This window comes from Tomitella fengzijianii (assembly GCF_007559025.1).
Taxonomy (GTDB): domain Bacteria; phylum Actinomycetota; class Actinomycetes; order Mycobacteriales; family Mycobacteriaceae; genus Tomitella; species Tomitella fengzijianii.
The window spans coordinates 1301406-1328026 of the sequence record NZ_CP041765.1 but is presented as its reverse complement, the minus strand read 5'-3'; the positions used below and the strand labels follow the sequence as shown (position 1 = coordinate 1328026).

Here is a 26621-nt window from a genome sequence, read left to right as displayed (position 1 = left end):
CCGCATCGGCGCCGGAGTGCATGCCCGGTCCGCCGCCGCAGGGCTGCCGCCGTGGTGACACGCGCGCCAGAACGCTACAACGCGAGAACCGCCAGTGCTGCCCAGCCCAGGATCGCCCCCGGGACGGCGCCCCACACGATCCACCGCACCGTTGTAGCAAGCCGGCACCGGTGGGCCACGGTTGCGGCCACGCCCGCCGCCACGACGTTCACCGCGATCGCCAGCCACGGGGACACCGCCGTCAGTCCCAGCCCGGCGACTGCCACGAACACCGCGGTCCACGCCGCCATCATTGTCGACACCACGGTCCCGGCAGCCGGATACGGCGTCGTCCTGGCAGTTCCACCCGACCGCGCTCCCGTGCCGTGATGCACGCCGTGATGCACCGTGCCGTGATGCGGCCTGCCACGATTCACCGCTTCCTGGTGCACGTGTCCGCGGACCATCTACCCGGCCTCCTCGTCACCCCACGTCGGCCAACTGCATGCTGCGGAGCCGCTCATAGAATGCGACGGCGGCCGCGGTGGCCACGTTGAGCGAGTCCGTGCCGGGGGCCATCGGGATGCGGGCCCGCGCGTCGCACGCGTTCATGGTGTGCTTCCGCAATCCCGGACCCTCGGCCCCCACGAGCAGCGCCACGCGATCGGCCGGTCCCCGGTCATGAAGTACCTCGGCAAGCATGGGAGCCTCCGGGTCCGGAGTCAATGCGACCACGCTGAAGCCATGCGACCGCAGCTCGGCGATCCCGGCCGGCCATTCCGGAAGATGCGTGAACGGGAGCCGCAGCACGTGCCCCATCGACACCCGCACGGCACGCCGATACAACGGGTCTGCGCATCGAGCACCGAATACGACCGCGTCGATCCCGAGCCCCGTCGCATTGCGGAACATCGAACCGATGTTCTCGTGATCGTTGACGCCCTCGAGCACCGCGACCGTTCGCGCGCCGTCGAGAACCGTGTCGAGATCCGGCTCCGGCGACCGGCGCGCCGCGGCGAGAACGCCCCTGTTGAGGTGGAAACCGATGCACCGGTCCATGACCTCCGCAGCCACCCGGTAGAAGGGGACGTCGACAGCGTCGAGTCCGCTGCCCAGCTCCTGCAACCGCCTGTCCACACCCAGCAGCGAATGCGGCGCGAACCTCGACTCGATCATCCGCTGGACGACCAGCACCCCTTCGGCGATCACCAGCCCCTTGCCCCCCGGCAGATCCGGGCGCCGGTCCGACGAGTTGAGGTTGCGATAGTCGTCGATCCGCGGATCGTCGGCGTCGGTGATGTCGATGACGTTGACCACCCCACCATTGTTCCGCAGCCGCGGCGCCGGGCGCCGCCCGCCCCGGGACCGCGTGCCCGTTCAGGCGGCTTCTCAGGTCACGGCGTCTGTGATCGGGCCGACCGCGAAATAGGCGACGAACGCGATCGCCACCAGCCACATCAGCGGATGGGTCTTCCTCGCCTTCCCCGTCGCCGCGGCCAGCACCACCCACGTGATGAACCCGACCCCGATGCCGTTCGCGATCGAATAGGTGAACGGCATCACCACGATGGTGAGGAACGCCGGCAGCGCGACGTCGAAGCGGCCGAAGTCGATGTCCTTGATCTGGCTCATCATCATGGCGCCGACCACCACCAGCGCGGGCGCTGCGGCTTCGAGCGGTACCACCTCGTAGAGCGGGGTGAGGAACATCGCCGCGATGAACAGCAACCCGGTCACGATGTTGGCGAGCCCGGTCCTGGCACCGTCGGCGATCCCTGACGCCGAGTCGACGAACACCGTGTTCGACGACGCGGAGCCGACGCCGCCCGCGATGGCGCCCGTCCCCTCCACGATCAGCGCCCGCCCCATTCCGGGCAGGTTTCCGTCCTTGTCTGCGAGGCCCGCCTCTTTGCCGAGCCCGGTCATCGTGCCCATGGCATCGAAGAAGTTCGCGAGCACCAGCGTGAACACCAGCAGCGACGCCGAGAGCACACCGATGCGCGCGAAGGCGCCGAAGCTGAAGTCGCCCACGAGGCTCAGATCTGGCAGACCGGCCAGGGTGCCGGGGATGTCCGGCACCGACATGCTCCAGCCCTTGGGGTTGGTGCCCGCCGAAGCGCCGATGTGCCAGATCTGCTCGACGACGAAGGCGACGATCGTGGTGACGACGATGCCGATGAGCAATCCGCCGCGCACCTTCCTTGCGACGAGCACACCCATCAGCAGCAGCCCGAAGACGAAAAGCGCTGTCGGCCACGAGGCGATCGACCCGTCGATCCCCAACCCCACCGGGACCGTCGTGTTGGCCGAGTCCGGGATGCGGCGCACGAACCCGGCGTCCACCAGGCCGATGAACGCGATGAACAGGCCGATGCCCACCGCGATCGCCGACTTGAGTTGCGCCGGGATCGCGTTGAACACCGAGGTCCGGAATCCGGTGGCGGCGAGGATGACGATGATGATGCCGTCGATGACTACGAGGCCCATCGCCTCCGGCCAGGTCACCTGCGGGACGATGGAGACCGCGAGCAGCGTGTTGATCCCGAGCCCTGCCGCGAAGCCGAACGGGTACTTCGCGATGAGCCCGAACGCGATCGTCATGACGCCGGCGACCAGCGCCGTCACGGCGGCCACCTGCCCTACCGGCAGGATGTTGCCGAGCACGTCCTTGTGCGCCGCCGCGTCGTCCTCGCTGAAACTGCCGAGGATCAGGGGGTTGAGCACGATGATGTACGCCATGGTGACGAAGGTGACGACGCCGCCGCGGATCTCGCGGGTGTAGCTGGACCCGCGCTCGGTGATCTTGAAGAAGGCGTCGACAGCGGGCAGCCGGCCCCGGGGCTTCGTCGCGGCGCCGGTACCGGATTCCGCCGCCGGATCCTTTTGCGCCTGCGCTGCGTCGTCGTCTGCCATGAAGAGCAGGATAAATTACCGGACGTCCGGCTCCGGCACGAAAGCCGCGACCAATGACCTTCCTCTCACCCCGCGCCGTCCGGCCCGCGGCTCCGGACCGGACACCACGTAGTCTCGACTCCGTGACCGACCAGCAGCCGGGCGTTCCGGACGATCCGCCCGCACCCCGTACCGCGGCGGCGAAATCGGACGCCGACGCCGTGCGGGACAGGCCTGCGCTCCCCGCGGCGGCACTGGACCCGCGCCCGGTGGTCGCCGCCGGTTTCGGCGCCTGGATCATCGCGACCATCGTCTTCTTGATCGCGGACGGAGCCTCATCGAGCGCACTCCCCGTCTGCTACGCCGGGCTGGTCATCGGTGCGCTGGGCACCGCCGTCTTCCTGATTCAACGGCGCGGCGCACGATCGGGACGCAAGGGCGCGCAGCAGGGCCTGACGTAGGGCGGCGCCGCGCAGACCGACGCGAGAGACCCGCGAGGGTCAGCTTCGACGGACTGCAGCGGCTCCGGAGACCGCCACGGCCCATGCCCCGTCGGTGTGCACTGCGCCCTCGTCGTCGACCCACCAGGGCACTGCGACCTCGCGCGGCTCCTCCCCATCCACCGCGACACGCACTGAGAGACCGTCCTCGTGCACCAGCACCGGACCGCCGGGGACCTCGACGCCGGCTTGCGCGGCGGCCACGACGGCACCGGACTCCGCGGCCCAGGTGCTCCGCCTCCCCGACGACGTCACCGACGACCGCACCGCCTGCGACGCCAGGTCGACGTCCAGGAGATCCGCCAGCAGGCTCGCCCCTGCGACGGTGCCGACCACCAATCGTCGCTGCGGCACGACCGCTGCCAACCACGGGTCGTCCAGTACCAGCGCGTCCGCAGCGGCCACCACGCCGCCGTCGACTGCGCGGACGGAGTCCGGCGGATCGACGTCGTCCAGATCGACGGCCCCGTCCTCGAGCGCGCCCTCCAGCAGCCGGTGCGCGTGTACGACGACAGCGGGCCCGGGCCCACGGTCCGGATCGGCGAGCCTGTCGATCAGGGTCCGCGCAAGCATGGGACCGTCCACCGTTCCGCCGGCGAGGACGCCCTCGCCGAGAGCCGACATCCTGTCATCGGTCAGCCCCGGCAGATCGTCGTCCCCGGCGTCCGGCCCGGGAAAGATGTCGAGCAGGCCGTCGAACGTCGGATCGTCGCCGCGCAACGCGGCGACCGGAATCCCTCCGATCGCCGCGTGCCGCCGCAGCCACCACGCCGTGTACCCGGCACGGTCGCTGAGCAGCGGCCGTATCCGCGCATCACCGGCAAGCACCCGAAGCGCCGCGGCCCACCTGTCCGGGTCCACCAGGTCGAGATCCCGCACCGCGCCGAGCGTCTCAGGCTCGCCGTCCAGGCCGGACCACCAGGCGTCCTCGTCGTCCAAATCGTGGTCGGGCCCGGTGGGCGCCTCGTCACGCACCACGCTGAATCCCCAGCCCACGCCGACGGCGCGGATCGCGTCGATACCGTACGCGTCGACCACGCGCGCATCGAGAACCCCGAACGGCGAATCTCCGACGAGCACCTCCGCCAGCGGCGCGCCCGGCGCCAGCAGCTCGTCCGCGGCGCGCGGCTCACCGCCCGCATCCGGCAGCGGGAGCATCCCTATCCAGTCCGGGAGCTGCGGCTCAGGATCCGCCGTGTCTGTCGCGGTCCCCGCAACGGAAACCCGCACGAGCCGGAGCACGGCGTCCACCAGCCGGCTCACCCCGGCCGGAGCACCTCCCCCGCCGTCCGGTCCCTCTCCGTCCGGTCCCCTGCCACCGTCGCTCATCGGGGACTCCCCGGTGAGGGCGGATTCGAGCTCGTCGGCGACCGCTGCGCGCAATGCCGGGTCGGCCAGCAGGTCGCCGACGCCGGTCTGCGCCGCTCCGAGACGGAGCAGCAATCGGTGCGCCGCGGCGGGATGGACGAGCCGAACCCAGGGCAGCACCGGCACGGCACCGCCGTCGTCCGGGCCGTTGCCGTTCAGGTCGGCGCCGGCCTCGGGCAGCAGTCCGTCGCCGACGACGACGGTGCGGGGCCCGGTGACCGTGCGGCCGTCGGCGAGCGGAACCGGCAACGCCCCGAGCTGGTCGAGCACGGCCGAGTCCGCCGCCAGCGGCTCCAGCGCCGCATACAGCGTGCGCCACCAGGAGGGCGGCCGTTCCACACCGGTGAGCAGATCCGCCAACCCCGCCGCGTCCAGGATCCGCACCCCGTACGGCGCCAGGAGCGTCTGCGCCCGCTGCCCCGAGAACCCGGGGATCAGCAGCGCGTCCACGGTCCCACGCAGCACTTCCGCGAGTTCGTCGGTGAGCCCCGGGACCAGGACCGCCACGCCGCCGGCCACGTCGCGCCCCTGCACCGTCGGCAGCCACCGGCGCGTGCGCAGCACGGCCGTGAGGTCCTCACGCAGCCGGGCGTCGACGGGACCGCGCGGGAAGCCGGCCTCCGGTACCAGGCGCAGGCGCTCGTCGTCCGGCACCGCGCGCATCAGATCCGGGTAGTGCGACGCCGCCCCGCTCAGCACGGTGCCGGGCATGAGCCGGCGGCGGTCGGGGGCCATCGGCGCTTCGACGATCAGCAGCACGGGCAACGACAGTTCCTCGTCGGAACGCGTGGGCGCCCGGACCACATCCGGCGCCCCTGCCACCACCCTGCCGTCCACCACCCGCGCGAGCCACCGCGCGCCGGGAGCCGACGACTCGACCCAGGTCGCGTCGTCGCCCCGGGAATCGCGGATCCGGCGGTAGCGCAGCACCGGGCGGTCCTGGCGGTCCGCAGTTCGCGCCGGACGCCACTGGTCCGGCTCCCCCTCCGGCCGGTCGTCCGGCGTCGGCTCCGAATCCGATTCCGCATCTGCAACCGCACCCGCGGCGACCGGCTCGTCCTCGACGGCGACGCCGATAATCTCGTCGTCGCGCGTCCACCGCCGGTCCCCGACTGTGATCGCCGCGAGCGCCGGCAGTTCCAGCAGCAGCTCGGGCGCCTCCGCGCAGAAGGATTCGGTCAATGCCCCCGCATCCACCTCCGCGCGCAGCCGGATCACCACCTCCGTGTCCGCTCCCGCCCGCGGCGGCGCCGGATCAGGCCACGGAAGGCGCAGAGTGGGCACGCCTTCCGCCGGCTCCGCGATGCCCGCCTCCGCTGCGGCGGCGCGCGTCCGTTCCCGCGAGAACACGACGCCGCCGTGCCGCGACCGGATCGCGGCCTGGTCGCCCAACGCCGTCACCGCCGTGAAACCCACCCCGAACCGGCCCACGCCTCCGCTCTTGGTGGACGCCCGCAGCGCACACAGGGTGACCATTCCGGCGCGGCTCAGAGGGGTGCCCGTGTTGGCGACGTGCAGCTCGTCGCCGTCCGCCCCGGAGGTCACTGCAACGGTGAGCTCGCCGGGCACTCCGGCCTCGGCGGCCGCGTCGGCCGCGTTCTGCGCGAGTTCGGTGAAAACCCGGTCCCGATAGCCGCCGCGCCGCAGGTCCGCCTCCGCAGCCGCGTCCTCGCGCAGCCGCGTCGGCGATCGCCGCCACGATTCGAGCGTCGCAGCACGGAGTTCCGCTACGCCGAACGGATCGGCCGGGTCGGACGGGTCCGGGGTGTCGAACCGATCATCGGGGTGGTCCCCGGTGCAATCAGTCGCCACTGGTCCCCGTGGGCGACCCGTCCTGGTCTCCGCCTGCAGCATCGCCCGGCTCCGGCGACCGCACGGCCACGGACTCGAGCGCGCCGTCGTCGTACGGCTCGTACGCCGGCGAGCCCGCACCGGTGGGCAGCGAAGTGTCCGAGTGCGCACCGCACCCGTAGCCCACGTGCACCACGGTGCCGTCGGCGGCGAATTCGTTGCCGCACACCCCGAACTCGCCGTGGAGCGCTCCGGCCAATGGCAGGTAGAACCCGCAGCCTCCGCACGTGCCCGGCGCCGCCTTGGCCATTCCCGAACCCGGACCGTGGTCGCCGTCGTGCCAGCGCTGCGCGGCGAGGTCACGCCCCTCGCGGCTCATCACCTGGCGGCGTCCCAGCCCGACCTCCCAGGCGACGTCGTCGATCTCCGGATCGCCGTTCGCGACGTAGCCGGGCACCAGACGCGGATCGTCCGCGGGCGGGGGCAGCAGATCGCCGGGGCCGAGGTCGCCGGGGCGCACCCGCTCCTCCCACGGGGTCCACTGGGGCGCGACGAGCGCGTCGACACCCGGGAGCAGTGCGATCTCGGAGACCGTCGCCTCCTCCGACCCCGGCGCGGCCGCGACCACGACCACCCATTGCCATCCGCGGTAGCCCTGGATGTCCGCGGCGAAGTAGTGCGATGCGGACGAGTCGTCCTCGCCCACCGTGGCGAGATGGGCACCGACCCGCCCCTCGCCGAGGTCGACGACAGCGGCACGGGCCAGGCCTACCGCGTCGGCGAGCACGGGCGGCACGTCCGCGGAGCCTCGTTCCGCCGCGCCCGCGGACGCCATGACGTCATGTTCACCTGCAGTGGGAAAGTCGACGGGGTTCACGGCCCCCATTTTGCCGTATGTCCCGCAGTCCGTCACGGCGGCCATCGCGACGGCCGGTCGGCGGTGTGCACCGTCACAGCTGCGGACATTCCGGGGCACCCTGTCGGCGCCGTTCCGACTTCTGGGGAAGAATCGACACGTGACCGAAGACGATCCACGCCACCGGCCCTGGTGGCCGCATGGGCGACCGCCGCGCGCCGGCGGCCCGGACGGCCACGGTGACACCACGTATCCGCACGCGCAGCACGACGGCGGGCGCGTCGGCGCGCCCGGCGGTGCGGAGTCCCCGCCCCCGGGCTCCCCGGAGTTCATGCCTCAGGATTTTTCCGCACCGCGCCACCCGGGGATGTCGAACTACCCGACCCACCCCGACCCGTACGAACACGACGGCCCGCGCGGACTCCGCGGGGACAGCGGCGGCCACGGAGACGCCGGATACCAGCCCCCGGAGCACACGCATCACGCCCCCGGTCCGCGCCGCCAGGACGCGCACCCCGGCCCACGCAGGCCATCGCTCCCGCCGCTGCCCCGGGACGACGAGGACGCACGCACCCGCGCATTCGAGGGACCCGCCGACGCCGACGGGGACCGCTCGATGCACCCGGACGGATCCGACGACACGGCGGACCGGGACCGGCGGGGACGCGCCGACGGCGCGCGCCGCGGAGGAGGCATGCCGCGCAAGATCACCGTGACCCGCGTCGCTGCGATGCGCAGCCGCCAGCTCACAGCCCAGGGAATCGCCACCGTGCGCCGCGCCGCCAACGCGGACGGCGCCGACAAGTCCGGACTCACCGCGCTCATCTGGGCGTACATGGCCAACTTCGCCTGCGACGCCGCGCTGACGGTGGCCCTGGCGAACACCCTGTTCTTCTCGGCGGCCACCGGCGAATCCAAGTCCAAGGTGGCGCTGTACCTGCTGGTGACGCTGGCCCCGTTCGCCGTCATCGCACCGCTGATCGGCCCCGCACTGGACCGGATCCAGCGCGGGCGCCGCATCGCGCTCGCGTCCTCGTACGGGGTGCGCGTGGTGCTCGCGATCATCCTCGCGCTCAACTTCGACTCGTGGGTTCTCTACCCCGCCGCGCTCGGCATGCTCGTGATGAGCAAATCGTTCTCCGTCCTCAAATCCGCCGTGACACCGCGTCTGCTGCCGCCGGACATGGACCTCGTGCGAGTCAACTCGCGGCTGCAGATATTCGGCCTGGTGGGCGGCACCACCGTGGCGGGCGGGATCGCCGGCATCGTCGCGTTCGCGGCCGGGTCCTCGGGCGCACTGTGGCTCACTGCGGTGTTCGCTCTGGGCGGCGCGTACCTGAGCATGCGCATCCCGTCGTGGGTGGAGGTCACCGAAGGCGAGATCGCCACCACATTCAGCTACCACGGCACGCCTGCACCCGCGCCCACGTCGGACGCCGACACCGGTCCCGGCTCGGGCGCGCGCGACGGCTCCACCAAGCGCCGCCGGCGCTTCGGCCGCGGCAGAAACGCCACGTCGACCCTGCGCCAGCCCCTGGGCCACAACATCCTCACCGGGCTGTGGGGCACGGGCACCATCAAGGTCCTCATCGGATTCCTGTTCCTGTACATCCCGTTCGTCGCCAAGGCCCACGCCGACGAGGAGGGTCTGCTGGGGCTGATCCTGACCGGCCTGATCGCCGTCGCCGCCGGTGCCGGCAACGTGGCGGGCAACGCAGCGGGGGCCCGGCTCAAACTGCGCAAGCCCGCGACCGTCGTACTCTGGTGCACGGCGGCCGCGTTCATCGCCGCGGCTTTCGCGGCGGGCACGCACGTGCTGGCCACGGTGGCGCTGGCCGCGCTGCTCGGCAATATCGCGAGCGCGCTGGCCAAGGTCTCACTCGACGCGGCGATCCAGCACGACCTCCCCGACCGGTCCCGGGCGTCGGCATTCGGGCGTTCCGAGACGATCCTCCAGCTCAGCTGGGTCCTCGGCGGCGCACTCGGCGTGCTGCTGCCCACCGACTACTGGATAGGGTTCACCGTGATCTCGTGCATCCTGGCCGTGGGCCTCGTCCAGACGGTGCTCATAGCGCAGGGCAGGTCGGTGATCCCCGCGTTCCGCGGCCGCAGGCCCGACACCGTCGCACCCGAGACCGCCGAAGTGACCCGATCGACGCCCGCGGGCTGAACGGGCGCGAGGAAACGGACGGGCAGCGCGGGACGGCGGAGCCCGTGCGGCATGCCGCACAGCGCCGGGACGACCACGGCGATGCAGAGGATTCCGGAAGATGATGATGAGGAGCACCAGGTGAGCACAACCGACGCAGACGAGCGCAGGAGCACGCAGCGCCGGCGCCCGGCCCGCAGCCGCCGCACACGGTTGATCCTGCGCAGCCTCATCGCGGTCGTCGTCGTGGCGGCCATCGTGGGAGTCACGATCCTCGTGCTCAACCTCGTCACCGACGACACGGTCGAACGTCCCACGGTGACGGCCACCGTGGGCGACAGCACCGTGGCGGTCGAGCCTTTCGAGTGGTGCGATCCGCAGACACCCACCGAGTGCGACCCGCAGGGCGAGACCGCCGACATCCCGGTGTCGGAGGGCACCCCGATGGTGATCGACGTCCCCGACGCCATAGCGAGCGCCCCGTGGAGCCTGAAGCGCTATTACGTCGATCCCGGAGTCGTGGACGGCGGGGTCGGTTCGCTGATCCCGGAGGAGCAGATCTTCACGCCCGGCAGCACCCACTCCGTCACCGTGCCGCCGGTGAACCCCGACGGCAACGTGCTCGCGGGGGTCGAGATCACGCTGCCCACCGGCATCATCGACCAGGCGACGGGTGAGGTCACCTACATCGACCATGCGACCTGGTCCATAAAGACCCGCTGACCGGGCAGTGCCCACCGCGTGGGTCCGGTGCGGCCGGTCACACGCAGGCGGTCACGAGTCCAGTTCGCGCGCGACCGCCCGGACCACCTCGGAGATCCTCTGGGCGGTCTTGCGGTCCGGGTATCGCCCCTTGCGAAGATCAGGCTGCACCGTGGCCTCCAGCAGGGTGATCATGTCCTCGACCATCCCGTGCAGCTCGTCGGGCGATCGCCGGTGCGCGGCATCGCGGCGGGCCTGCAGTCCGCGGCGCACCGACGGGGCAGGCCCGAGCACCTGTACGCGCAGCGCCTGCGGTCCACGACGCCCGGTCGCCATGTCGAACTCGACCCGTTGCCCGGCCTTGAGCGACTCGACCCCTTCGGGAAGCGCGCCCGAGCGGACGTAGACATCCTCACCCGAGTCCTGCGTCAGGAAGCCGAAACCCTTCGCGCTGTCGTACCACTTCACATTGCCCGTCGGCACCGTGTTCACCCTCTCGAAGCGAAAGAACGCGACTGTTCGAATACCGTCGTCGTGCTCGAACCACCGCCGTCATGTCCGAATCCGCACTGCGGGGCCCGAAGGCCGCGCCGCGGGGGCCTTCGCGCACGGCACGGACGTGTGCACCCGCACTTCTCACGCGCCACCCGCACGACTGACGCGCCCCGCACACCGCAGGACGCGTCCTCGTTCCGAGACTACCCCCGACGCCGCGCTCGATGCTCCGTGGCCGACCTGCGTCGCCGCCATCCGGCCCGCGGACGGCGGCGACACGGGCCGCGTGGACGGTCGGCGGCCTGCGCGCGGCGCCGACGCGCTACCGTGGTACAGGTGAACGACGCACCGACACCCCCCATCACAGCAGAGCGGGCACCGGAGTCCGGAGCCACGGCGCGCCAGGCCGCCGGCGCAGGCCACCCGGTCTCGACCGCGATCATCCGGCTCGGCATCGTGCTGTTCGCCGTGGGCCTGGTCGCGATCGCGATCTCGTTCGCGGCGCCGGTCTTCAACGCGCACCTGAGCACGTACTTCTACTTCGCCGCGATGCTGTGTCCGCTCGGCATGATCGTCGGCGTGGCCGGCGCGCTCGTCTCCGGCCGACGAGAACGCGCCTGATCCGCGTCCCCTGCACAAACTCCACTTGCGCAAGTTCCCTGTGCGGAGAATGCCTGTCCGGAGGGTGCCGGCGCGCAAAGCCCGCGGGTGATACGGCCAGGTCCCCGGGCAGTGCGGCTAGCCGGGGTAGACCCGCACTTCCGACGCCTTGACGACGAACACCGCCTCGTCGCCGGCCGCGATGCCCAACTCTCGTGCTGCGGTGGTGGTCATCTCGGCCATCAGCGAAGTGCCCGCATCATCGGCCGCCCGGACGCGGATGGCATCCCCGCGCGCCTCCACCGCCGTCGCCCGAACGCGGAACACGTTGCGCGGACTACCGTGCGGGGCCGTGCGGTACACCGCCACCGCGCGGGGTGAGAACACCGCCACCGCGGGTTCGTCCTCGACCAGCCGGTGCAGCGTACCGCCCGACACCTGGGCGCCCGAGACGGTGCGGATCGCCGCGGACGACGACGGCGCGTCGCCTTCCACCGCGAAGCCCCCGGCAGCCATTCCCACCGCGGCCCCGCCGGCGGCCGGCGCCTTGGCGGCACGTTCCCGGCGCCACCGCCGGCCGCCGCGCCCCCCGGAACCGGCCCCGTCCGGCTCCATGGCGACGTCGACAGCGGCGACCGCCCGCCCCGACACCATGTTCGTACCGGCGAGGTCGGCCGCGAACGGGCTCCGCGGCGACCGCAGCACCCGCTCGACGGGCCCGTCGTCGACGACCGACCCGTTGTCGAGCACGATGATCCTGTCCGCCAGCGTCAGCGCGTCCACCAGGTCATGCGTGACGATCACCGCCGCGCTGCGCCCGTCCGTCGCCGCCGCGCGGTCGCGCAGGACACGACGCAGCATCGAGCGGACCTGCGCGGCGACGGCCACGTCGAGGGAACCCATCGGCTCGTCCAGCAGCAGCACCTCCGGGCCCGCGGCCAGCGCCCGCGCGATCGCGACGCGTTGCGCCTGGCCGCCCGAGAGCTTCCGCGGCTTGCGCTCCGCCAGGTCACCGGCACCGACCTCCGCAAGCCAGCGGCGCGCCGTCTCGGAGGACTCCTGCCTGCCCACGCCCTGGCTGCGCGGCCCGAACTCGACGTTCTCCGCCACCGAGAGGCTGCCGAACAACAGCGCGTCCTGCGCCAGCAGCCCCACCCTGCGCCGGGCCACCGGGACGTCCGTGCCGGCGTCCGTGTCGAGCAGCATGCGCTCGCCGGCGCGGACGTGGCCGGCGTCGGGCCGGACCAGGCCCGCGATCACCGACAGCAGCGTCGACTTTCCGGCCCCGTTGGGACCGAGGACCGCGACCACCTCCCCCGGGGCGAGGCGCATGGACACCGCGAACCCCCGCTCGATCACCGTCGCGTCGATCGACAGCCACGGCGCGCCGTCGGCGGCACCGCGGTCACCGGCGTCCTCATCGATTCCGGACACGCGCACACTCCCGTCGTTCATCACACGACCAACTCCTCACGGGCCCCGCCCCGCACAGGCCCACCTCGCCCCGGACCGTTCCACTCCGGACCTTTCCGCCCTCGTGGTCCGCGCGACCGGGCGCCCCGTCCGTGGATGGCGACCACCACGACCACCGCCACGACGATGAGCACCATGGACAGCGCCACTGCCGCGTCCGGATCGTCCACACGCTGCAGGTAGATCTCCAGTGGCAGCGTACGGGTGCGGCCCTGCAGGCTGCCCGCGAAGGTGATCGTCGCACCGAACTCCCCCAGCGACCGCGCGAACGCCAGCACCACGCCGGAGACCAGGCCCGGCATCACCATCGGCAGCGTGACCTTGCGGAGGACCCGGACCGGGCGCGCTCCCAGCGTCGACGCGACGGCCTCGTAGCGCGTGTCCATTCCCCGGAGCGCCCCTTCCAGACTCAGCACCAGGAACGGCAGCGACACGAACACCTGGGCCAGGACCACCGCGGTGGTGGAGAAGGCGATGTCGATGCCCAGCGCCTGCAACCGCGCGCCGGCGATCCCGCCCCGGCCGAAGGTGTAGAGCAGGGCGAGGCCGCCCACCACCGGCGGAAGAACGAGGGGCACGAGCACCACGGCCCGCACCGGCCGCGCCCAGCGCCCTTCGGATCGCGCCAGGAGTATCGCGATCGGCACGCCCAGGATCACCACGATCACCGTCGCCGCCGCGGCGGTCTGCAGGCTCAGGCGCAGCGCGGTCAGGGACGACGGCGATGAGATCAGGCCCAGGAAGCGGCCCCACGGCACCGTCGCCGCGAGTCCCACGATGGGCAGACCGATGACGATGACCCCGATCGCGGCGGGCAGGAGAAGCCATCCGGGCGCTGCCACGTGGTTCCGCCGCAGGGTTCCGGTCCGCGTCCGCAACATTGGAACATCATATGCGCCTTTTTCCTCCTCGCATGACCGCATTTGCGTTCCCTTCGGCGATGCGCATGCACAGTCGCCGCCCACCGTCGTGCGCAGGGCGGCTTATCCACGGTTCACAGGTCGACGTGGCGCCGCAGACGGATAGGGTGGTGGCATGACAGCGGTCAACCTGGGGCTGCCGGCCATGGGCGAAGCTGCCGCGCACGGCCCGGCGGGGATCGACGAAGCCGACGCGCGGTTCGCCCGCGGCCCGCTGTCGGACACCTTCGGGCGGGTCGCCACCGACCTGCGCGTCTCGCTCACCGACCGCTGCAATCTCCGGTGCACATATTGCATGCCGGCCGAGGGGCTCGAATGGCTGCCGACGGACGAGCTCCTCACCGCGGACGAGATCACGCGGCTGTTGCGCATCGGCACCCGGGACCTCGGCGTCACCCGGATCCGGTTCACCGGCGGGGAGCCGCTGCTGCGGCGGGACATCGTCGACATCATCGCCGCCGCGTCGGCTCTGGACCCGCGCCCCGGCCTGGCCCTGACAACGAACGGCCTGGGCCTTGCACGCAAGGCCCAGGCACTCGCCGACGCCGGACTCGACCGGGTGAACGTGTCGCTGGACACCGTCGACCCCACGGAGTACGCGGCCATCACCCGGCGCGACCGCCTGGACGACGCCCTCGCGGGCCTGCAGGCGGCGCACGACGCCGGCCTGACGCCGGTCAAGGTCAACGCCGTCCTCAAGCCGGACCTCAACGCCGAGGACGCTCCCGCGCTGCTGGAGTTCTGCCTGGAGCACGGCTACGAGCTGCGGATCATCGAGCAGATGCCACTCGACGCGGGCCACGACTGGCGCCGCTCGACGATGGTGACGGCGCAACAGACCCGCGAAGTGCTGGGGGCGAGTTTCCGGCTCACCCCCGACCCGGCGCACAGAGGTTCCGCACCGGCCCAACGCTGGCTGGTCGACGGCGGCCCGGCCACCGTCGGCATCATCGCCTCGGTGACCGAGCCGTTCTGCGCCGCGTGCGACCGGACCCGGCTCACCGCCGACGGCCAGGTGCGCAACTGTCTTTTCGCACGCGAGGAATCCGACCTGCGCGCGCTGTTGCGCGGCGGCGCGGACGACGACGCCATAGCCCGCCGCTGGCGTGCGGCCATGTGGGCGAAGAAGGCCGGCCACGGCATCGGCTCGCCCGGCTTCCACCAGCCCGACCGTCCGATGAGCGCCATCGGCGGCTGATACGCCCGAGGGCGGGTATGCGCACGCGCCATCCCGCCACCGGCCTTCAGAGCACGCTGAGAGCGCAACGCGGCCCCCTTCCGGACACGCCGGGAGAATCCCTGCCGAACGTGCCCTGACAGAAAGGCGACGCCTGTGAGCGCCCCGACCATCTCCATCCGATACTTCGCGGGGGCGGCCTCTGCCGCGGGCCGCGATGAGGAGCTCATCACCAGCCCCTCCCCCTCCCCGAGCCTCGACGGCGTGCTGGAGCACCTCGCCGCCGTGCGCCCCGCGGTCTCGGAGGTCCTGAACCGCTGCTCGTTCCTGTGGGGCGGCGTCGCCGTGCGCGACCGGCACGCCCCGCTGCACCTCCCGCCGGAGGGCGGGACGCTGGACATCCTCCCGCCTTTCGCGGGCGGCTGAGAGCCGGCGCCGACGGGTCGGCGCTGGTCGCGGGCCCGGCTCCCGTCAAGAGTGGAGCACGTCGACCACGACACACCCGAACAAGCCGCAATCCTTGACCAGAAGTGACGTGCATCACGTCACGGTAGGGTAACGACCCCGCATCGTTAGGTAACACAAGGCTGTCACCTGCAACAACGGCGAAGATTTGCAATGAAGGCCAGTTATGGACTATCAAGCGCCCGCGACGGAGACAAGCGTGACTCACGGTCCCGTAACGGATAGCGTCGTCCGCGGTCGATGACTCGGCCGATCCGGCCCCGTAACGCCGAACTCCGTCCGACGGGGACCCGGATACCGACGAACAACCCAGGGACGGAAGCGGGGAACCCAAGTCCGCAAAGGACATCGGGGCCACGGAGGACCGGGCGACGCGCCCGTGCCGCCACACGGCCCCTAGGGGTGAACGCACACCGGAACGGCCGCAGGCCGGCACGGTGCGCAGGGCTACCTCTCAGCCCCAACCCGACAGCTGACTTCGCAGGCGTGTGTGGAGAGGAAATCCCAGAACGATGGCCGGACGTCACCGCAAGCCCAGCACTGCCGGGCGCACCATGACCAAGATCGCCGTTTCCGGAGCTGTCGCAGGCAGCGCATCGCTGGCACTCGCCGGCACCGCGAACGCCGCCACCGACGCCCAGTGGAACGCCGTCGCACAGTGCGAGTCGGGCGGCAACTGGTCGATCAACACCGGCAACGGCTACCAGGGCGGGCTCCAGTTCTCGCCCAGCACCTGGGCCGCCTACGGCGGAACGCAATACGCGCCCAGCGCCAACCAGGCCACCCAGAGCCAGCAGATCGCCGTGGCCGAAGAGGTCCTCGCGGGCCAGGGCAAGGGCGCATGGCCGGTGTGCGGCAAGGGACTCGGCGGCTACACCCCGCGCACCCCCGCCGCGCCCGCCCCCGAGCCGGCCCCGGCTCCCGCCGTGACGCAGGCCGCGCCCGCGGCCCCCGTCGAGGAGGCGCCTGCCGATGTCGTCAGCCAGATCGTGGACCAGGTCCTCGATTACGCCGCGGACAACAACGTCCCGGTGAACGACGACTTCCGCGCGAACATCCAGGATGCCGCCGCGAACGCCGTGCACTACGCATCGGCTCAGGGCGTGGACGTCGACCGCGACGTGGTCGCCCACTACCTGACGCTGGCGAACCTCAACCTGGGCTGACACCCGCCCGGCAGAGCACAGCGAAAGGTCCGGTCCGCACCGACACGGTGCGGACCGGACCTTTCCCATTCCTCCGGCCGTTCGAAGGGCCGGGCACCGCATGTGCACGCCGCGCCCGCGCCACCTCTACGCGCAGCCCACCCATTCGTCGGTGCCGTCGGAGAAGAACTGGTGCTTCCACACCGGAAGCTGCTCCTTGACCGCCTCCACGAGCGCGGAGCAGGCCGCGAACGCCTCGTGCCGGTGGTCCGCGGCGACTGCGGCCACGAGGGCCTCGTCGCCGATCTCGAGGTCGCCTACGCGGTGGCTCACTGCGATGGCCCGGACTCCCGGATGCGCCTCGGAGATCTCCTGCGCCACGCGCGCCAGCACGTCCTGTGCGCTGGGATGCGCGGTGTAGTGGAGCCGGAGCACGCCGCGCCCCCCGTCGTGGTCGCGGACGACGCCGCAGAACCCCACGACCGCGCCGGCGGAGTGGTGCGCGACGTGGTCCTCGTGGCCGCGGAGCGTGATCCGCGCGGCGGAGACCTCCGCGCGGCGCACCTCCGCCGTCACGCCCGCAGTATCCGGCCCGTGCCCGGCCATCAGTGGTCCCCTCCCCGCAATTGCTCGACGGCGTGGTCGAGCACCCCGTCGAGCACGCCGAGGCCGTCGCGCACGCCCCCGGACGAACCGGGCAGGTTCACCACCAGGGTGCGTCCGGCCACTCCCGCCACGCCGCGCGACAGCACGGCGGTCGGCACCTGCGGCGCGCCGGCGTCGCGGATCGCGTCCGCCAGGCCCGGCACGGTCCTTTCCAGCAGGGGCGCCGTCTGCTCCGGTGTCCGATCCGTGGGGGAGATTCCCGTGCCCCCGGACGTGAGGATGACGTCGGGGCGGGCCCGCAACGCGTCTCTCAGGGCCGCGCCCACCGCGTCGCCGTCGGGCACCACGCGCGCGTCCGCGGCGGAGTATCCGCGCGCACGCAGCCAGTCCACCGCCACCGGCCCCGCACGATCCGGGTAGACGCCGCCGGCCGCGCGCGTCGACGCCACGATGACGACCGCGGTCCGCGCGGCCACGTCTGTCCTCCCGCGACCGTCCTGCGCTGTCACGGCCGACGCCATTCGCCGGTCTTGCCGCCGTCCTTCGCGAGCACGCGCACGTCGTCCATCGCCGCGGCGGGGTCGACCGCCTTGACCATGTCGTGCAGCGTGAGGCCCGCCACGGCCACGGCGGTGAGCGCCTCCATCTCGACGCCGGTGCGGTCCGTGGTGCGGACGGTCGCCGTCACGCCGACGGACTCCTCCCCCACCTCGAACTCCACCGTGACCCCCGAGAGGGCGATGGGATGGCACAGCGGCACCAGCTCCGGCGTCTTCTTCGCCGCCATGATCCCGGCTATGCGGGCGGTCGCGAGCGCGTCGCCCTTCGGCAGCGCACCGTCCACGAGCAGGCGGATCACCTGCCCGGTGGTGCGGAAAGTGCCCGCCGCGACTGCGCGGCGGGCACTCGACGGCTTCCCGCCGACGTCGACCATCCTGGCGTGGCCCGCCTCGTCGACATGCGTCAACGCTGCGGGCGCCCCGTCGTCGGCGGTCATCGCGAAACCTCCTGCGTGCACTGCCGGCATGGCGGTGCCGCCGTGCCGGCGCCCGGTACGTGGAAGACTCCTCGTACGGGGAAGACGCCCCGTAAATGGAAGATCAGCGGTTCGGCACCGTGATCGGATGCAAGTACGGCAGGTCCTCCGCCGGCAGCGGAAGCTCGATGACCTCACCGAACGGCGACAGCCCGCCCGAACGGGCGGACGACAGCTCCGTCACGGCGTGCTCGCCCTCGGGAAGCTCCGGCCATCCCGAGTCATGACGGTGATGGGACACAGCGATCTCGACATTATGGGCGTTCTCCGCCACCGAATTCTCAGCCACGGACCCATTTTGACACCTCGCCGCCGACATCGGCCAGCCCAGGTCACTAACCTGGGTCCCGATGGCCACAGAAAGTGCAGCAGACCCCGAAGCCGACCACGCCGCGGACGGCGGCGGGATCGGGCTCGCCGAGTGGTTGCGGCGGTGCACGGACGACGACCTCGCCCTGCTGGTGCGGCTCCGCCCCGACCTCGCCGTCGCGCCCCCGGCCTCGACCTCCGTGCTGGCGGACCGCGCCGCGCAGCGCATGTCCGTGCACAGGGCGGCCGAGAACCACGACACGCTCGCGATGGCCGTCCTGGGGGTGCTCGCCCACGCCGATGCCGACACCGCCCCCGTGCACGTCGACGCCGTGCACGACGCACTCGACGAGGCCGCCGGACCCGGCGCCGTGGATCGTGCGCTGGGCGCGCTCCGCGCCGCCGCACTGGTGTGGGGGCATGACGGCCTGGAGATGGCCCCGGCTGCACGGGAGGTCCTGCCCTCCCCGCCCGCCGCGTTCGCCAAGGCCGGCATCGTGGACCACGGCACCGCGCACCGGGGCGACGGGGGTGACAGCGCAGGAGGCGGCACCGCAGCGGCTCCCGACGGGATGACCGCCCGGCTGGAATCGCTGCCTGACGACGAACGGTCCATGGTGGATGCGCTGCTCGCCGGAGGCGGACTCGGCAGGACCCGTGCCGCCGCGCACGACGCCCCGCAGACGAGCCCCGTGCAGCGCCTCATCCGCGCCGGCCTGCTCGAGAAGGTCGACGAGCACACCGTCCGGCTGCCCGATGCCGTCCGCTCCGCGGCCGGATCCCTGGCCGCCGCGCAGGTGCGGCTCACCCCTCCCCCGATGTCGCCGACGGTGCACGATCCCGCCACCGTCGATGCCACCGCGGCCGGCGAGGCCGCGGAGCTGCTCAGGCACGCGGGCGCCGTCCTCGACTCGCTGGGCGCTCACCCCGTGCCCGTGCTGCGCAGCGGCGGGGTGGGGGTGCGGGAGATCCGTCGGCTGGCCAAGGAGCTCTCGCTTGCTGAACGGCGCATCGGATTCCTGCTGGAGGTCCTCGCGCGCGCAGACCTCATCCGCTCCGGCCTGCCCGACCCCGTCCCGGAGCACGACGCCGCGGACTCCTACTGGGCGCCGTCCACGGAGATCGACGCGTGGCTGAGCCTGGAACCGGCCGCCCGGTGGGCGGTGCTGGCCCGGACCTGGCTGCGGATGCCACGGCGCATCTGGGAGATCGGCACGCGCGATGCCGCGGACAAGGTGGTGCCCGCGCTGGCCGCAGAGCTCACCGCCCCCGGCGTCGTCGCCGACCGCGAGGCGGTGCTGGGGCGGCTGGCCGCCGAGCCGGCCGGTACCGGGATCGGCGCGGCCGACCTGCTCGCCTCACTGCGGTGGCTGCGGCCCCGCCGCCACGCACGCATGCCGCTGGGTTACGTCGAGTACCTCCTTGCAGAGGCGCAGGACATGGGCGTCGTCGCGCAGGGGGCGCTCTCCGCCCCCGGTCGCGGGCTTACGGAGGAGGCCGGGACCGACGAGCGGGCCGATCCCGCGGCGGCGGCGATGCAGGCGGCCATGCCCGAACCGGTGGACCACGTGCTGCTGCAGGCCGACCTCACGATGATCGCGCCCGGCCCACTCGTGCCGGAACTCGCGGCCGCGATCTCGCGGGTGGCGGAGGTCGAGTCCGCCGGAGCGGCCACGGTGTACCGGCTCACCGAGGATTCCCTGCGCGCCGGCTTGGACTCCGGGATGAGCGGGTCCGAGCTGCACGAGCTGTTCGCCGGCGCATCGCGCACCCCCGTCCCGCAGGCCCTGACCTACCTGATCGACGACGTGGCGCGCAGGTACGGCCGGCTGCGTATCGGCTTCGCCAACGCGTTCCTCCGATGCGAGGACGAAGTCCTGCTGTCCGAGGTCCTCACCCGGCTGCCGGACCTGGGACTTCGCCGGCTGGCCCCCACCGTCGCCGTGTGCGGTCTGGAGCTGGCCGACCTCATGGAGGTGCTGCGCCGTGCGGGCATTCCCGCGGTCGGCGAGGACGCGAAAGGCGGCGTCCTGGACCTGCGCCCGCGCGGCGCCCGGGTGGCGACCCCGCGCCGGACACGGCAGAACGTGCACCGGCCCCGCCCCGCCGCCCTCGGCGACGCCGATCTCGCCGCGATCGTCGCCGGAATGCGGGCGGGCGACAAGGCGGAGGAGAACTCCGGCTCCCGCACCGTCCGCGCCGACGGCACGCGCGCCGGCGGCGCCGCCACCGTCTCCCTGCTGCAGACCGCGACGCGCACGGGACGGACGGTGACGGTGGGTTACGTGGACGCCCAGGGCACGGCCATCCACCGCCTGGTCGAGCCCCTCGCGTTCAACGGCGGCGTCCTGGAGGCGCTCGACACCGTCACCGGCGCCCGCCACGCTTTTTCACTGCACCGGATCACGTCGGTATCGTTGGCGGACTGAGGAGCGTTGACGACGACGGGGCCGGCCCGGGCCGATCCCGCCCGGCGGCTCCGAACACCGCCGGGATTCAACACCGCCGGGATTCAACACCGCCGGCGACGACACTGGGGAGGCCACGTGAGCGACGGACCGCTGATCGTCCAGTCCGACAAGACGCTGCTGCTGGAGATGGACCACCCGCAGGCCGCGGACGCACGCGCCGCCATCGCCCCGTTCGCGGAGCTCGAGCGCGCGCCCGAGCACGTCCACACCTATCGCGTGACCCCGCTGGCGCTGTGGAACGCGCGCGCCGCGGGCCACGACGCCGAGCAGGTGGTCGACGCCTTCGTCTCCTATTCGCGCTATCCGGTACCGCAGCCGCTGCTGGTCGACGTCGCCGACACGATGGCGCGGTACGGGCGCCTGCAGCTGGTCAAGCACCCCGCGCAAGGGCTCACCCTGATCAGCCTCGACCGTGCGGTGCTCGAAGAGGTGATGCGCCACAAGAAGATCAAGCCGATGCTCGGGGACCGCATCGACGACGACACGGTGCGCGTGCACCCCAGCGAGCGCGGGCGGCTCAAGCAGATGCTGCTCAAGGTGGGCTGGCCCGCGGAGGACCTCGCCGGATACGTCGACGGCGAGGCGCATGAGATCGCCCTGGATACCACCACCCATCCCTGGCAGCTGCGCGACTACCAGCAGCTGGCAGCCGACTCGTTCTGGGACGGCGGTTCCGGCGTGGTGGTGCTGCCCTGCGGCGCGGGCAAGACCATGGTCGGCGCGGCAGCGATGGCCAAGGCGCAGGCCACGACGCTGATCCTGGTCACCAACACCGTCGCCGGGCGACAGTGGAAACGCGAGCTGATCGACCGCACCACCCTCACCGAGGACGAGATCGGCGAGTACTCGGGCGAGAAGAAGGAGATCCGGCCCGTCACGATCGCCACCTACCAGGTGATCACGCGTAGGTCGAAGGGCGAATACAAGCACCTCGAGCTGTTCGACTCGCGCGACTGGGGCCTGGTCGTCTACGACGAGGTGCACCTGCTGCCGGCCCCGGTGTTCCGCATGACGGCCGACCTGCAGTCCCGGCGGCGGCTGGGGCTCACCGCCACCCTGGTGCGCGAGGACGGCCGCGAGGGCGACGTGTTCTCGCTGATCGGCCCCAAGCGGTACGACGCACCGTGGCGCGACATCGAGGCACAGGGCTGGATCGCGCCCGCGGACTGCGTCGAGGTGCGGGTGACGCTGACCGAGAACCAGCGGATGATCTACGCCACCGCCGATTCCGAGGACCGCTACCGGCTGTGCTCCACAGCGGAGACCAAGGTGCCGGTGGTGCAGGCGATCCTCGACCGGCACGAAGGCGCGCAGACTCTCGTCATCGGCGCCTACCTCGACCAGCTGGAGGAACTCGGCGCCGCGCTGGACGCGCCCGTCATCCAAGGCTCCACCCGCACCGCCGAGCGCGAGCGCCTCTTCGACAGCTTCCGCAACGGCGAGATCCGCACGCTGGTCGTGAGCAAGGTCGCCAACTTCTCGATCGACCTGCCCGAGGCTGCGGTGGCGGTGCAGGTCTCCGGCACCTTCGGCTCCCGGCAGGAGGAGGCGCAGCGGCTCGGCCGGCTGTTGCGGCCCAAGCGCGACGGCGGGCAGGCGCACTTCTACTCGGTGGTGGCGCGCGACACCCTCGACGCCGAATACGCGGCGCATCGGCAGCGTTTCCTGGCCGAACAGGGGTACGCCTACCGGATCGTCGACGCGGACGAACTGCTGGGGCCGTCGATCCCCGACGTCGGCGGCGACCTGCCCGACGGCGACGCGTGACCCGGCGGCGGCCGATGCCGTGACGGCGACCGCTAGGATCGGTGCTGTGCGCCAACTGCCGTTCCCCGTCGATGTCAAGTTCGCCAAGAGTGTCAACGAGAACTACCAGGAGTTGCGCCGGCTGCGCATCTCCTCGATTCTCGTCGCGCTGTTGTGGATCGCCGGCGGCGTGCTCGCGGCCGTGTTCGGCTCGGGCGGCTGGTACATCCTCGCCGCGGCCCTGGTGATCATGGGCGTCGGCTCGATCGTCCTGGCGTACCTGCTGCCCCGCAAGGTCGGCTCCATCAAGCAGCAGTACGAGCGCAGTCAGCTGGTGGGGGCCGTGCTCGCGGAGAAGCGCCGCCACGGCGTCACCCTGCTGGGCCTGGTCAACGTCTCCCGCACCGGCGACGTGGACCCGGTGTACGCACTGGTGACGCGCACCGCGACGGCCATCACGGGACATCCGATGGTCGTCGGCGCCAAGATCCCCTGCGTCGCCGTGCTGCAGGACCGCTCCAACCGGTACCGGGGCGCGTCATGGCAGACCGCGAGTCTCATGCCGTTGTCGTGGGGCACCAAGGACAAGTCGGTGATCGGCCAGGGTCAGTCGTTGATCGCCGGCTACGAGTGGGACCTGCTCCAGCGCAGCATTCCGCGCACGGCGGAGGTGGACAAGTCCGCCAATCAGATGATCCTGCTGTCCAAGCGTGACCTGCCGGAGGCGTTGCGCGGCTGACCGGCCCGGATCAGCGTGTAGTCGCCCAGGGACACCCGCGACGTGATGCGCCGGTAGGCGGAGACCGTGTCCGGCCAGTTGCTGACGATCCTGCCCGATTCGGCGACGTACCAGCTGTCGCAACCGGTCCACGCGCTGTGCGCCAGCTGCCGCTGCACGTCGGCGTCGAACCGGGCCTCCACGTCGGGCCGCACGTCGACGGCGTCGGCGCCCGCCGCGTCGGCGAGCTCCGCCAGGCGGCGGATGTAGACGGCCTGACGCTCGAGCATGAACAGGATCGAACCCGAACCGAGGTTCGTGTTGGGCCCGTACATCAACAGCAGGTTGGGGAAGCCGGGCACCGCGATCCCCAGGTACGCCCGCGCACCGTCGGCCCAACGCTCGGCCAGTGCGGCGCCGCCCGTCCCGCGGATGTCGACGGCGGTGCAGAACTCCTGCGCGCGGAAGCCGGTGCCGAAGATGATCACGTCCGCACTGTGCTGCGCGCCTGAGGCGGTGGTGATGCCGCTCGGCGTCACCCCGACGACGTCGTCGGCCTCGACCGTGACATCGGGCTGCGACACCGCCGGGTAGTAGTCGCTGGAGAACAGCACCCGCTTGCACCCCATCCGGTAGTCCGGGGTGAGCACGTCCCGCAGCCGCCGGTCCCGCACGCCCCGACGCCGGTGCAGGGCCGACCACGCGCGGAACGCGGCGGACACGGCGCGATTGCCCTTCATCTGCAGCGTCCACAGCTCCGCGAAACACCACCAGAACAGCCGTTCCGCCGCCAGCGTCGCCGGCACGGCGCGGAACAGCCTGCGGTGCCGCGCACCGTATGCACGGTCCAGTCGCGGCAACAGATAGGGGGCGGAACGCTGGAACACCGTCAGGTGGGCCGCCGCGCGCTGCACGTGCGGGATGAACTGGACGGCGCTGGCGCCGGTCCCGACCACCGCCACCCGCTTGCCGGCGAGGTCGACGTCGTGCCGCCACCGGGCCGAGTGGAACGCCGGGCCGGAGAACGATGCGATGCCGGGGATCGGCGGCAGCATGGGAGTGGACAGCTGGCCGACCGCGGGAACCAGGAACCGTGCCCGGAGGACCTCTCCGTCGCCGAGCGTGATGTCCCATCGGGCCGCCCCCTCGTCGAACCGCGCCGCCGTCACCGCGGCCCCGAAGCGGATGCGGCGCCGCAGGCCGTAGTCGTCGACGAGCCGCCGGATGTAGGCGAGGATGTCCGGCTGCTCCGAATACCTGCGCGGCCAGTCCGGCTCGGGTTCGTAGGAGAATGAGTAGTAGGGCGACGGCACGTCGCATGCCGCACCCGGATAGGTGTTGTCGCGCCACACCCCGCCCACGTCCGCCGCGCGCTCGAGCAGCACGAAGTCCGTGCGCCCGGACCGTGCGAGCTCCATGGCCACCGCCAGCCCGCCCAGGCCCGCGCCGATGATCGCGAACCCGTACCCGTCGGCGCTCCGGGCTGCACCACCCTCGCCCGCACCGCCCTCGCCCGCACCGGGTTCCGGAACAACGCCCGTCGCCAATGTCCGACCGCCCTCCATGCTCATCATCCTCCCGGCCTGATCCGGGCACACGCCCCGTCGCCGGTCGTCCACCCCCGCCGCCCTGAATCGACCGTACCCGGAGGTGACCATGGTCACCCGCTCACAGGGACTGCGGTGGATGCCACGGCGCGTCCGGGCCGACAATGGCGCCGATGACGGCATCGCGACACCGCGCGCACGGCGCATCCGGGACGGCGAGAACGCCCACGGCGAAGGAGCACGGATGGAAGAACTGTTCGACAAGCGCGACATGACGGGTCTGGCGCAGGCGATCAGCGACGGAGAGGTGTCCGCGCGCGAGGTCGTCGAGTTCGCGCTCGACCGCATCGGGAAACGCAACCCCACGGTGAACGCCCTCGTCGCCACGCGCGCCGACGAGGTGCTCTCCGAGGTGGACGCCGGACTCCCGGAGGGCCCGCTGCACGGGGTCCCGTTCGCCATCAAGGATCTCGGCGCAGACGTCGCCGGGCTGCCCACCACCAACGGCAGCCGGCTGTTCGCGGACGCGACGGCCGACGCCGATTCCCCGATCGTGTCGGCGTACCGGCGCGCCGGGCTGGCCGTCGTCGGCAAGACGAACACGCCCGAATGGGGACAGAACGCCTCCACCGAGCCCGCGCTGTTCGGGCCGGCACGCAACCCGCACGACCTGAGCCGTTCCCCGGGCGGATCGTCGGGCGGCGCTTCGGCGGCCGTGGCCGCCGGCATCCTTCCCGCTGCCCACGCCAGCGACGGCGGGGGCTCGATCCGCATACCGTCGGCCATGACCGGACTCGTGGGCCTCAAACCGTCACGCGGACGCACGTGCGCGGGCAACCCGCTGGGTGCGCCGCTGTCCGTGCAGCACGCCGTCACCAGGAGCGTGCGCGACTCGGCGCTGCTGCTGGACGTCGTCTCCGCGCCGCGCATCGGCGACCCGGTCACGATCGTGCAGCCGGCCCGCACCTACGCCGCGGAGGTGGGCGCCGACCCCGGCACCCTCCGGGTGGCGACGATGACGCACTTCCCCGACGGTGGCCCCGTGCACGAGGACTGCGCCGCGGCGGTCGAGGACATCGCGGCGGTGCTGTCCGGGCTGGGTCACCGCGTGGCACCCGGGGCGCCGACGTTCCCGCTCGACGACATGGTGGCGCCCATGTCGATGGGGATGGCGGTGTCGATGACCGCGTCGGTCGACGCCCGGCTGGCCGCTCTGGGCCGCGACCTGCGCGACGACGACCTCGAAGCGGTCGGCCGGATGATCTACGAGCGCACCAAGACGCTGAGCGCCGCGGACTTCGGGATCGCACTGGACAAGCTGGCGTCCGTGGCCGGGACGGTCGGCGCGTTCTTTGCCGACCACGACCTGCTGATGCTGCCGACGCTCGGCGCGCTGACGCCGCCGCTGGGTCTGCTGGACGCGGGCTCGGTGGAGGCCATCTGGACGCACGGCGCCGTCTACGGCGGACTCACCAGCCCGTTCAACATCACCGGCCAGCCCGCGATCTCGTTGCCGCTGGGCACGGACCGCGACGGCATGCCCGTCGGCGTGCAACTGGTGGCCGCCTTCGGCCGCGAGGACCTGCTGATCCGGGTCGCCGCCCAGCTCGAAAGGGAGCGCCCCTGGCCGATCACGCCGGTGTGGCCGGCCCGGGGCTGACTCCGTCTCCGCGGCG

24 protein-coding genes and 1 riboswitch are annotated in these 26621 nt (G+C 72.1%); of the genes, 11 read left to right on the top strand and 13 right to left on the bottom strand.

Annotation, left to right across the window (positions count from 1 at the left end; genetic code table 11):
- Positions 1-74: 74 nt before the first annotated feature.
- The 3 genes from FO059_RS18880 to FO059_RS06065 all read right to left on the bottom strand — a co-directional run bounded on the left by FO059_RS18880 (position 75) and on the right by FO059_RS06065 (position 2892).
- Entirely contained in the window at positions 75-446 is a 372-nt protein-coding gene (locus FO059_RS18880) for a DUF2537 domain-containing protein (RefSeq protein ID WP_143907206.1), read from the bottom strand.
- A 16-nt stretch (positions 447-462) separates the two neighbouring features.
- Entirely contained in the window at positions 463-1296 is an 834-nt protein-coding gene (locus FO059_RS06070) for a TrmH family RNA methyltransferase (RefSeq protein ID WP_143907204.1), read from the bottom strand.
- 72 nt (positions 1297-1368) lie between these two features.
- The gene (locus FO059_RS06065) at positions 1369-2892 is read right to left on the bottom strand and encodes an NCS2 family permease (protein WP_143907202.1); all 1524 of its coding nucleotides are present in this window, start codon (positions 2890-2892) and stop codon (positions 1369-1371) included.
- A 122-nt stretch (positions 2893-3014) separates the two neighbouring features.
- On the opposite strand from FO059_RS06065, the gene FO059_RS18665 reads away from it, so the two are divergent.
- A complete protein-coding gene (locus FO059_RS18665; protein ID WP_372497902.1) occupies positions 3015-3332 on the top strand; it encodes a DUF2530 domain-containing protein in 318 nt (105 codons plus the stop codon).
- Between the two features lie 39 nt (positions 3333-3371).
- Here FO059_RS18665 and FO059_RS06055 read toward each other — a convergent pair whose 3' ends face one another.
- Together FO059_RS06055 and FO059_RS06050 are read right to left on the bottom strand one after the other, a co-directional pair.
- Complete coding sequence (locus FO059_RS06055; protein WP_199257040.1) at positions 3372-6551, bottom strand: sacsin N-terminal ATP-binding-like domain-containing protein; 3180 nt, start codon at positions 6549-6551, stop codon at positions 3372-3374.
- Positions 6541-7365, bottom strand: a complete 825-nt coding sequence (locus FO059_RS06050; protein ID WP_233266837.1) for a DUF3027 domain-containing protein — start codon at positions 7363-7365, stop codon at positions 6541-6543. The genes FO059_RS06055 and FO059_RS06050 overlap by 11 nt, the downstream gene beginning before the upstream one ends.
- A 181-nt stretch (positions 7366-7546) precedes the next feature.
- Here FO059_RS06050 and FO059_RS06045 point away from each other — a divergent pair, with 181 nt between their 5' ends.
- Positions 7547-9556 (top strand): MFS transporter, encoded by a 2010-nt coding sequence (locus tag FO059_RS06045; RefSeq protein ID WP_233266832.1) that lies wholly within the window; start codon positions 7547-7549, stop codon positions 9554-9556.
- A gap of 120 nt (positions 9557-9676) precedes the next feature.
- Positions 9677-10258, top strand: a complete 582-nt coding sequence (locus tag FO059_RS06040) for a DUF2771 family protein (protein ID WP_158726574.1) — start codon at positions 9677-9679, stop codon at positions 10256-10258.
- 51 nt (positions 10259-10309) lie between these two features.
- On the opposite strand, the gene FO059_RS06035 is transcribed toward FO059_RS06040, so the two are convergent.
- The gene (locus FO059_RS06035) at positions 10310-10720 is read right to left on the bottom strand and encodes a cold-shock protein (RefSeq protein WP_143907193.1); all 411 of its coding nucleotides are present in this window, start codon (positions 10718-10720) and stop codon (positions 10310-10312) included.
- 348 nt (positions 10721-11068) lie between these two features.
- Between FO059_RS06035 and FO059_RS06030 the strand changes: the two genes are divergently transcribed.
- A complete protein-coding gene (locus FO059_RS06030; protein WP_143907191.1) occupies positions 11069-11353 on the top strand; it encodes a hypothetical protein in 285 nt (94 codons plus the stop codon).
- 117 nt (positions 11354-11470) lie between these two features.
- On the opposite strand, the gene FO059_RS06025 is transcribed toward FO059_RS06030, so the two are convergent.
- Both FO059_RS06025 and FO059_RS06020 read right to left on the bottom strand, forming a co-directional pair.
- Positions 11471-12664 (bottom strand): sulfate/molybdate ABC transporter ATP-binding protein, encoded by a 1194-nt coding sequence (locus FO059_RS06025; RefSeq protein WP_143910492.1) that lies wholly within the window; start codon positions 12662-12664, stop codon positions 11471-11473.
- A gap of 122 nt (positions 12665-12786) precedes the next feature.
- The gene (locus FO059_RS06020) at positions 12787-13686 is read right to left on the bottom strand and encodes an ABC transporter permease (protein WP_143907189.1); all 900 of its coding nucleotides are present in this window, start codon (positions 13684-13686) and stop codon (positions 12787-12789) included.
- A 154-nt stretch (positions 13687-13840) separates the two neighbouring features.
- On the opposite strand from FO059_RS06020, the gene moaA reads away from it, so the two are divergent.
- The 3 genes from moaA (at position 13841) to FO059_RS06005 (ending at position 16533) form a co-directional block, all read left to right on the top strand.
- Positions 13841-14923, top strand: a complete 1083-nt coding sequence (gene moaA, locus FO059_RS06015; RefSeq protein ID WP_143907187.1) for a GTP 3',8-cyclase MoaA — start codon at positions 13841-13843, stop codon at positions 14921-14923.
- Positions 14924-15058: 135 nt separating this feature from the next.
- Entirely contained in the window at positions 15059-15328 is a 270-nt protein-coding gene (locus tag FO059_RS06010) for a MoaD/ThiS family protein (RefSeq protein WP_143907185.1), read from the top strand.
- A 366-nt stretch (positions 15329-15694) separates the two neighbouring features.
- Positions 15695-15870: riboswitch (cyclic di-AMP (ydaO/yuaA leader) on the top strand.
- A gap of 9 nt (positions 15871-15879) precedes the next feature.
- Positions 15880-16533, top strand: a complete 654-nt coding sequence (locus FO059_RS06005) for a transglycosylase family protein (RefSeq protein WP_143907183.1) — start codon at positions 15880-15882, stop codon at positions 16531-16533.
- Between the two features lie 126 nt (positions 16534-16659).
- On the opposite strand, the gene FO059_RS06000 is transcribed toward FO059_RS06005, so the two are convergent.
- From FO059_RS06000 to FO059_RS05985, 4 genes are all read right to left on the bottom strand, one after another.
- A complete protein-coding gene (locus tag FO059_RS06000) occupies positions 16660-17088 on the bottom strand; it encodes a molybdenum cofactor biosynthesis protein MoaE (protein WP_143910491.1) in 429 nt (142 codons plus the stop codon).
- A gap of 29 nt (positions 17089-17117) precedes the next feature.
- Positions 17118-17639 carry a MogA/MoaB family molybdenum cofactor biosynthesis protein gene (locus FO059_RS05995; RefSeq protein ID WP_168226587.1) on the bottom strand — a complete coding sequence of 174 codons (522 nt, stop codon included), beginning with the start codon at positions 17637-17639 and terminating at the stop codon, positions 17118-17120.
- Positions 17624-18115 (bottom strand): cyclic pyranopterin monophosphate synthase MoaC, encoded by a 492-nt coding sequence (gene moaC / locus FO059_RS05990; protein WP_143907179.1) that lies wholly within the window; start codon positions 18113-18115, stop codon positions 17624-17626. The genes FO059_RS05995 and moaC overlap by 16 nt, the downstream gene beginning before the upstream one ends.
- Positions 18116-18218: 103 nt before the next feature.
- Positions 18219-18443, bottom strand: a complete 225-nt coding sequence (locus FO059_RS05985) for a hypothetical protein (protein ID WP_282451494.1) — start codon at positions 18441-18443, stop codon at positions 18219-18221.
- A gap of 61 nt (positions 18444-18504) precedes the next feature.
- Here FO059_RS05985 and FO059_RS05980 point away from each other — a divergent pair, with 61 nt between their 5' ends.
- From FO059_RS05980 to FO059_RS05970, 3 genes are all read left to right on the top strand, one after another.
- On the top strand, positions 18505-20892 hold the full coding sequence (locus tag FO059_RS05980; protein ID WP_143907177.1) for a helicase-associated domain-containing protein: 2388 nt from the start codon (positions 18505-18507) through the stop codon (positions 20890-20892).
- 117 nt (positions 20893-21009) lie between these two features.
- Positions 21010-22701, top strand: a complete 1692-nt coding sequence (locus FO059_RS05975; RefSeq protein WP_143907175.1) for a DNA repair helicase XPB — start codon at positions 21010-21012, stop codon at positions 22699-22701.
- A 46-nt stretch (positions 22702-22747) separates the two neighbouring features.
- A complete protein-coding gene (locus FO059_RS05970; RefSeq protein ID WP_143907173.1) occupies positions 22748-23419 on the top strand; it encodes a DUF3239 domain-containing protein in 672 nt (223 codons plus the stop codon).
- On the opposite strand, the gene FO059_RS05965 is transcribed toward FO059_RS05970, so the two are convergent.
- Positions 23368-24963, bottom strand: a complete 1596-nt coding sequence (locus FO059_RS05965) for a flavin-containing monooxygenase (RefSeq protein ID WP_143907171.1) — start codon at positions 24961-24963, stop codon at positions 23368-23370. The two genes, FO059_RS05970 and FO059_RS05965, sit on opposite strands and share 52 nt — an antisense overlap.
- 226 nt (positions 24964-25189) lie before the next feature.
- On the opposite strand from FO059_RS05965, the gene FO059_RS05960 reads away from it, so the two are divergent.
- Positions 25190-26605 carry an amidase gene (locus FO059_RS05960; protein ID WP_143907169.1) on the top strand — a complete coding sequence of 472 codons (1416 nt, stop codon included), beginning with the start codon at positions 25190-25192 and terminating at the stop codon, positions 26603-26605.
- The last annotated feature ends 16 nt before the right edge of the window (positions 26606-26621 follow it).